We start from the raw sequence: 7,873 nt of genomic DNA, 5'->3' as shown, positions 1-7,873 counted from the left end.
GCCCCGGCGTCGACGTCGACCTGCTGCTGTGCCACGTGCTGGGCATTGACCGCTCGGAACTGAAGCTGCGCGAACTGCGTGGCGAGGGCCTCGACCCTGGATCCCGGGAGCAATTCACCGCCCTGGTGGCCGCCCGGCGCACCCGTATCCCGCTGCAGCACCTGACTGGCGTGGCGTACTTCCGCTACCTGGAGCTGAAGGTGGGACCGGGAGTATTCACCCCGCGCCCGGAAACCGAAACCGTGGTGCAGCTCGGCCTTGATTTCCTGGCCGGCCAAGGCATCGGCACCCCGCGGTGCATTGATTTGTGCTCAGGCTCCGGCGCCATTGCAGCGTCCGTGGCCAGCGAAGTGCCAGCAGCCAGCGTCTGGGCCGTGGAGCTCTCGGAGGATGCCATCGGCTACACCCGGGCCAACTGCGAGCCGCACCGGGTCACCGTGCTGCACCAGGATGCCACGGCGGTCCCCGGGGAACTGGAAGGCACCATGGACCTGGTGATCTCCAATCCGCCGTATATTCCGCCCAACGCGGTGCCGCGCGAAGTGGAAGTGCGCGAGCACGACCCGGAAATGGCGTTATACGGGCTCGGGGAGGACGGACTGGACATTCCGCGAGCCATTACCGCCCAAGCCATGAAGCTCTTGCGTCCCGGCGGCTACTACGTGATGGAACACGCCGAAGTGCAGCACGAAACCGCGGCAGCCATGCTGCGCGCGGCCGGATTCACGCAGGTAGCTGGCCATGAAGATTTGACCGGGCGCGCCCGCGCCACATCCGGCTACGCGCCGCAATAACCAAACCACACCCAGTGCATGAAAGAATGATCCCGTGAGCACAACATTTTCGGTAAGCAACGAGCAGGAACACGCTGAAGGCATCGCCGCAGCCAAGGCCGCGCTGGCGGACAAGCGCTGCATCGTCTTGCCTACAGATACCGTCTACGGGATCGGCGCCGATGCATTCAGCGCCCAGGGCGTGGCGATGCTGCTGGCCGCCAAAGGCCGCAACCGCACCATGCCCCCGCCAGTGCTGATCGCCCAGAGTTCCACCATGGACGGATTGGCCAGGGACATCCCCGAGGCCGCGCGCAAGCTGGCCGAAGCGTTCTGGCCAGGCGGACTGACCCTGATCCTGCAGGCCCAGCCTTCGCTGACCTGGGATCTGGGGGAGACCCGCGGCACCGTGGCGCTGCGCGTGCCCAACGACGACACCGCCCTGGAACTCCTGGGCCAGACCGGCCCGTTGGCCGTGTCCTCGGCCAACCGCACCGGCAACGCGGCGGCGCTGGATGTCGAGCAGGCTTTCGCTCAGCTCGGGGAGTCGGTGGATGTCTACCTCGACGGCGGCCCGCGCGGCGAGGCCGGGGAAGAGGTCCTGCCATCGACCATCATCGATTGCACCGGCCAGAACCTGCGGGTGGTTCGCTCGGGCGCGATTTCCATTGAGGAATTGCGCGTGGTCGTCCCTGGCATTCTCGATTTGGGACAGGACGCACCGGAAACCGGCGCATGAGAACATACGTACTGCTCATAGCATTCAGCTTTACGGTTTCGTTCCTGCTCACCCCGATCATCCGCACCCTTGGCCACCGTTTCACCGGCAACCAGCTGGTGCGCGAACGCGACCAGCACGAAAAACCGATCGTGAAGTTCGGCGGCCTGGCGATTATCGCCGCTTTCGCCGCAGGGCTATGGCTGGCCAGCAACTTCCACTTCTTCCGCGGGGTTTTCGGCAATGACGACGCCATCCGCGGAATCGCCTACGCCCTGGGCGTCATCGTGCTCATGGGCCTGGCCGATGACATGTTCGACCTGAAGTGGTGGCTGAAGCTCGCCGGCCAGATCCTGATCGGCTGGCTGGTCGCCACCAACGGAATCGTCATCCAGTCCCTGCCCGTGGGTTCGTGGCAGATCGATGAGCAATGGATGCAGATTTCGGTGACCATTTTCCTGATCGTGCTGACCATGAACGCGATCAACTTCTCCGATGGATTGGATGGCCTGGCCGCGGGCCTGGCCGCCATTGGCGCGGCGACCTTCTTCGTGTACTCCTATGTGCTGGCCACGCACGTGAGCGCCGATGACTACGCGAACATCGGGGCCTTGCTCTGCGCCTTGCTGCTCGGTGCCTGCCTGGGCTTCTTGCCGCACAACTTCAACCCGGCGAATATCTTCATGGGGGAGACCGGCGTTCTCGCCATCGGCATGATCCTCTCGGTGGCCGCGGTGGCGGTGACCGGTGATGTGCAGGGCCTGGAGGCCCGGCGCTTCCGCAACATCCCGGCCTACATGCCGATGCTGCTGCCGATGGTGATCGTCTTCCTACCAGTACTGGACCTTGTACTCTCGGTCTTCCGCCGGCTAGCCAACAAACGCTCACCCTTTTCCCCGGACGCCAAGCACATCCACCACCGGATGCTGGCCCAGGGCCACTCGGTGCGCCAATCGGTAGTTCTGCTCTACCTGTGGGCCGCCGTGATTGCCGTCTCAGTGGTTTCCATCGCCTTCATCCCGGTCATTCTGGTGGTCCCGATGGCCTTGCTGTTGTTCCTAGTGGCAGCGGTAGCAACGTGGCGTCCCCTGGTGATCAAGCGGGTCGAGGCCTTACGCAAGCGCATGGGCAAAGCCTAGCCCGATCAAATAGCAGGGTAACGCACAAGCAATCTGTTTCTATCTCGTGTAGAATTCAATCTGGATCTTCTTTCATCTGCTCTTTAGGGAATAGGTGGAAGTTTCAAGTTTCATCAGCATCGATGGGTGCACGATGGTTCCTCGGTGTTGACGAAGAAAGGTTGCGGACGTGAATTCTGGTTCTGCCCGCGTCAGTGCTTCGTCAGCCCCGAAATCCATCTGGTTGCCGATTCTTGGCTTGTCACTGGTGTATTCGCTGATCGCTACCGCCATATTTTTCCTGATTTCATGGTTGGTTGCCGATCTTCGCTACGCGCTTTCTGGCGCGCTGGCTGCCGGGATTGTGATTGGCTTTTTCGCGATTGGCATTCTCATTGCCGAAGCTGCAGGGCGAATTCGCCACTCGTGGGCCATGCCCGCGTTCTTGGGTGTCTTTGTCATCAAGGTTTTTGGCATCGCCTTCGTGTTGTTGAACCTGGGGTTGCCCGATTGGGTTAATCGCCAGGGATTCGTTCTTGCAGCAGCTATCTCCCTTGTTGCCTGGCAGGTTGGCGAGGTGCGCGCTTTCATGAAGGCGCGCCTGGCTATCTACAACGAGGAATAGAGTATTCCGCGCGACTTTGTGTCGGTGGGGTGCTGTGAGTTTGATAAGCTTACTTCGGGTCATTTTTGGCCGTCCGCTCAACTGCGGGCGGAATACGCAATATGCATCCGCGGGGTAACCCGCAGATGGACCTTCATCAGGGTTGATGCTTCTGGCATGGGCCATGATGGGATCCCCGTTTGATCTTTTCTTCACACGGTGAGAGGCAGTTACCGCCAGTCACCGCCTTTTGCCCGTGACCGTTACTGCAGAGAGGACAGCGCGTTGTTCGCGTTTGCGCTCCCAATGGCCTCAGAAGAAGGCGGCTTCGTACCGCCATCCGTTTCCGATACCCACCTCCCGGATCTTTTCCCGTGGATGGCTGAGTACGGCACGGGTTTCGGCAAGCAGATGCTCATGATCGTTTTGTCGATCGTGCTTATCTCTTGGTTCTTCACCGTGGCCATCAAGAACCCGAAGCTGGTTCCAGGCAAGATGCAGTACATCGCTGAGTCCGGTTACGCGTTTGTACGTAACGGAATTGGCCGCGACATCATCGGCGAGAAGAACTTCCGTCCTTGGATTCCTCTGCTGTTCGCGACCTTCTTCTTCGTACTGCTGAACAACCTCTTCGGCGCGATTCCGTTCCTGCAGCTTCCATCGTTCTCACACGCTGGTTCTGCATACGCGATGGCTATCATCATCTACGGCACCTGGATTGCTGTAGGCCTGAAGAACCACGGTATCCGCTACTTCAAGTTGGCCGTCGTCCCGTCCGGTGTTCCGGGCTGGATCATGCCACTGATGATTCCGTTGGAAATCATTTCTAACTTCATCGTTCGCCCGCTGACGCACTCGCTGCGTTTGATGGCAACGATGCTGGCCGGTCACATGATCGTGATGCTGGCAGCTGCCGGCGCTCGTCACCTGATCGTTGTCCAGGACTCCCTGGCCATGAACGGCCTTGGCATCCTGGTCATCGTTGGCTCGGTCGCCATGTACTTCCTGGAACTGCTGATCATGGTCCTGCAGGCGTGTGTTTTGGCCCTGCTGACCGCGATCTACCTCCAGGGTGCAATCGAAGCCGACGCCCACTAGGCCAACACTTCTTTTCTTCCAACCCATAAAGATCTTCCTTGAGTCGCTCAAGGAATACCTCACAACCTACCGGCAAAAGCTCGGTATCTTGAAAGGAACATAATCACATGTTGCACGGCTCCCTGAATATGATCGGCTACGGCCTGGCTGCTATCGGTTCGGCTATCGGCGTTGGCTTGATCTTCGCTGCCTACATCAACGGTGTTGCACGTCAGCCTGAGGCTCAGCGCATCCTGCAGCCAATCGCCATGCTTGGCTTCGCACTTGCTGAAGCACTGGCCATCCTGGGCCTGGTCTTCGCTTTCGTCATCGGCGCCTAGTCTTTTCGCAACTGTAGTGGCCTCGCCACTATCGCGAGGCGTACACACAAGCGGAAACTAGTAGATAAGGAATAGTGAGAATGAACAGCACTGATTTCATCCTCGCTGCGAGCGAATCGGTCAACCCGCTGTTGCCGAACCCGTGGGAAATTCTCGTCACGGGTGTTGGTTTCGCGGTCCTTCTGTTCATCGTCATCAAGGTAATTGCTCCAAAGTTCGAGCAGTCCTATGAAGATCGCGTCACCGCGATCGAAGGTGGCCTTGAGAAGGCTGAAGCAGCGCAGAAGGAAGCAGAGGAGACCTTGGCACAGTACAAGGCCCAGCTTCTGGAAGCACGCACCGAAGCAAACCGCATCCGTGAGGAAGCTCGTAGCGAAGGTGCTCAGATCCTTGCGGATCTGAAGACCAAGGCAACCGATGAGGCAGCTCGTATCACCGAGCAGTCGCACCGCCAGATCGAAGCTGAGCGCGTATCCGCTCTGGCTTCGCTCCGCACCGACGTGGGCGCATTGGCTACCGAGCTTGCAAGCAAGGTTGTTGACGAAGCTCTGCAGGACGATGCCCGTGCCCAGCGCGTGGTTGACAAGTTCCTGACCGATTTGGAAGCTCAGCAGAACGCAGGTGCATCGAACTAATGGCAAGTGTATCGAGCGAGTCACTGGCAAAGGCTTTGGCGTTCCTGGAACCCAAGCTGGCACTGGCATCTATTGAGCTGCCTAAGGAACTGTTCGCGGTCCTGGAAGTACTGGATGCAAATGCCGGTCTCCGCCGCGCAATGACTGACCCAGCCCGTGGAAATGCCGACAAGGCAGGCCTTTTGGCTCAGCTGCTGCACGGAAAGGTCTCGGCTGACGCCGAGGACGTCGTCGCACAGCTGGCTTCTACCCGCTGGAGCTCGGAACGCGACATTAGCGATGCGCTCGAATCGCTGGCTGTCACTGCGGTCACCGCAGTGGCAGAGCAGCAGGACGGCGCTTCGGGGCTGAACAAGCTGGAGCAGGATCTGTTCTCCTTCATCGAGGTAGTGCGTGGCAATCACGAACTGCAGCGTGCGTTGGATGATGCACAGGCCCCAGTCGAGGCTAAGCGCACTCTCGCGCTGAAGCTCGTGCCTAACGCGTCGCAGACCTCGCAGGTTTTGATCTCCCAGGCAGTTTCGAACCCCCGCGGTTTGAAGCCAGCAGCCTTGGTTGGACGTTTCGTAGAGCTCGTGGCCAAGCGCCAGCAGCGCTGGATTGCCTCGGTAACCAGCTCTGTAGAACTTTCCGAAGCCCAGCTTTCGCGCCTGGAGACCAGCCTGAACAAGCTATACGGTCGTCAGCTCAAGCTCAACGCCACTACCGACCCATCGCTGGTCGGTGGACTGGTAGTCAAGGTTGGCGACGAAGTTGTCGACGCTTCCGTGGCATCACGCGTGGCCGAGTTGCGCCGCGCCTTGGCCAGCTAGGACTCATTGGGCTAGGGAGTGATCCTTCGCCTGGTGTTCCTGGCTGCCAGGACCACAACAGACTTCATTCACATTCGATTCGGTCCAATGGACCGGATCACAATTTAGGAGAGCAGGGACTGCAGATGGCCGATTTGACCATCAATGCCAACGACGTCCGCGATGCCCTAAACGAGTTCGCATCTTCCTACGAACCGGGTAAGGCAGAGCGCACCGAGGTGGGACGCGTCGTCGCCGCGAGCGACGGCATCGCCAGAGTGGAAGGCCTTCCTTCCGTCATGGCCAACGAGTTGCTGAAGTTCGAAGATGGCACCCTGGGCCTGGCCCAGAACCTCGATACCCGCGAAATCGGTGTCGTTGTGCTTGGTGACTTCACCGGCATCGAAGCTGGCCAGAAGGTAGAGCGCACCGGCGAGATCCTTTCGGTTCCAGTCGGCGACGGCTACCTGGGCCGCGTGGTCGACCCGTTGGGCGAGCCACTGGACAACTTGGGCCCAATCGCAGCCGAGGGCCGTCGCGCCCTGGAGCTGCAGGCACCAGGCGTGACCCAGCGCAAGAGCGTGCACGAGCCAATGCAGACCGGTCTGAAGGCTATCGACGCCATGATCCCGATCGGCCGTGGCCAGCGTCAGCTGATCATTGGCGACCGCCAGACCGGCAAGACCGCTATCGCGGTTGACACCATCCTGAACCAGCGTGCTAACTGGGAATCCGGCGATCAGACCAAGCAGGTTCGCTGCGTCTACGTGGCAATTGGCCAGAAGGCATCGACCATCGCTGCCGTTCGCCAGACCCTCGAAGAGCAGGGCGCACTGGAGTACACCACCATCGTGGCGTCCCCGGCATCCGACCCAGCCGGCTTCAAGTACTTGGCTCCATACGCAGGCTCGGCCATCGGCCAGCACTGGATGTACGGCGGCAAGCACGTTCTGATCGTCTTCGATGATCTGTCGAAGCAGGCTGAAGCCTACCGTGCCGTGTCCCTGCTGCTGCGCCGTCCGCCAGGACGCGAAGCCTACCCAGGCGACGTCTTCTACCTGCACTCCCGCCTGCTTGAGCGTTGCGCCAAGCTGTCGGACGAGCTGGGTGCAGGTTCGATGACTGGCTTGCCAATCATCGAAACCAAGGCTAACGACGTGGGCGCGTTCATCCCGACCAACGTCATCTCGATCACCGACGGCCAGATCTTCTTGCAGTCGGATCTCTTCAACGCCAACCAGCGTCCAGCTGTCGACGTGGGTATTTCGGTATCCCGCGTTGGCGGTTCGGCACAGGTCAAGGCCATGAAGAAGGTCTCCGGTACCTTGAAGCTGGAATTGGCCCAGTACCGCGACATGCAGGCATTCGCAATGTTCGCCTCGGACCTGGATGCTGCTTCCAAGCAGCAGCTGACCCGTGGTGCGCGCCTGATGGAACTGCTCAAGCAGGGTCAGTACACCCCGTACCCGGTTGAGGACCAGGTCGTTTCGATCTGGGCCGGCACCAACGGCTACCTGGACGATGTCCCGGTTGAGGATGTACGCCGCTTCGAGGGCGAGTTCATCGACTACCTGCGCCACCGCACCGATGTACTGACCGTGATTGGCCAGACCGGCAAGCTGGAGAACGAGACTCTGGAAGCCATGAAGACCGCTGTTGTGGACTTCAAGGCCGGCTTCTTCGGCGAAGGCGACGACAAGCTTGTCGCCGCCGGACACGAAGAGCACGACGCTCTCGATTCCGAGTCCGTTGACCAGGAAAAGATCGTCAAGCAGAAGCGCTGACAATTTCCTTGCCAAGGGGGAGCGGGGGCGGG

The 7,873-nt window shown here is 60.2% G+C and carries 9 protein-coding genes; all 9 read left to right on the top strand.

Annotation, left to right across the window (positions count from 1 at the left end; genetic code table 11):
• Positions 1-794 (top strand): peptide chain release factor N(5)-glutamine methyltransferase (gene prmC, locus ACNPM8_RS10280; RefSeq protein ID WP_448939789.1); only part of this gene is annotated, 794 nt, incomplete at its 5' end.
• Positions 795-828: 34 nt separating this feature from the next.
• Positions 829-1,512, top strand: a complete 684-nt coding sequence (locus tag ACNPM8_RS10275) for an L-threonylcarbamoyladenylate synthase (protein WP_332731251.1) — start codon at positions 829-831, stop codon at positions 1,510-1,512.
• On the top strand, positions 1,509-2,630 hold the full coding sequence (locus tag ACNPM8_RS10270) for an MraY family glycosyltransferase (protein WP_332488148.1): 1,122 nt from the start codon (positions 1,509-1,511) through the stop codon (positions 2,628-2,630). Before ACNPM8_RS10275 ends, ACNPM8_RS10270 begins: the two co-directional genes overlap by 4 nt.
• A 223-nt stretch (positions 2,631-2,853) precedes the next feature.
• Positions 2,854-3,234, top strand: coding sequence for a hypothetical protein (locus ACNPM8_RS10265; protein ID WP_133834463.1), 381 nt, complete (start codon positions 2,854-2,856; stop codon positions 3,232-3,234).
• A gap of 285 nt (positions 3,235-3,519) precedes the next feature.
• On the top strand, positions 3,520-4,311 hold the full coding sequence (gene atpB / locus ACNPM8_RS10260) for a F0F1 ATP synthase subunit A (RefSeq protein WP_448939788.1): 792 nt from the start codon (positions 3,520-3,522) through the stop codon (positions 4,309-4,311).
• A gap of 107 nt (positions 4,312-4,418) precedes the next feature.
• A complete protein-coding gene (locus tag ACNPM8_RS10255) occupies positions 4,419-4,631 on the top strand; it encodes an ATP synthase subunit C (RefSeq protein ID WP_013348621.1) in 213 nt (70 codons plus the stop codon).
• An 80-nt stretch (positions 4,632-4,711) separates the two neighbouring features.
• Positions 4,712-5,266: a F0F1 ATP synthase subunit B gene (locus tag ACNPM8_RS10250; protein WP_013348622.1), complete on the top strand. Its 555-nt coding sequence runs from the start codon at positions 4,712-4,714 to the stop codon at positions 5,264-5,266.
• Positions 5,266-6,078: a F0F1 ATP synthase subunit delta gene (locus ACNPM8_RS10245; protein ID WP_332488160.1), complete on the top strand. Its 813-nt coding sequence runs from the start codon at positions 5,266-5,268 to the stop codon at positions 6,076-6,078. Before ACNPM8_RS10250 ends, ACNPM8_RS10245 begins: the two co-directional genes overlap by 1 nt.
• Positions 6,079-6,203: 125 nt before the next feature.
• Positions 6,204-7,841 (top strand): F0F1 ATP synthase subunit alpha, encoded by a 1,638-nt coding sequence (atpA, locus tag ACNPM8_RS10240; RefSeq protein WP_332488162.1) that lies wholly within the window; start codon positions 6,204-6,206, stop codon positions 7,839-7,841.
• Positions 7,842-7,873: the final 32 nt, after the last annotated feature.

The sequence above is a fragment of the Glutamicibacter sp. AGC46 genome (assembly GCF_053543715.1).
Note: the sequence above shows the minus strand (reverse complement) of the source record. Positions and strands in the feature narration are given on the sequence as shown.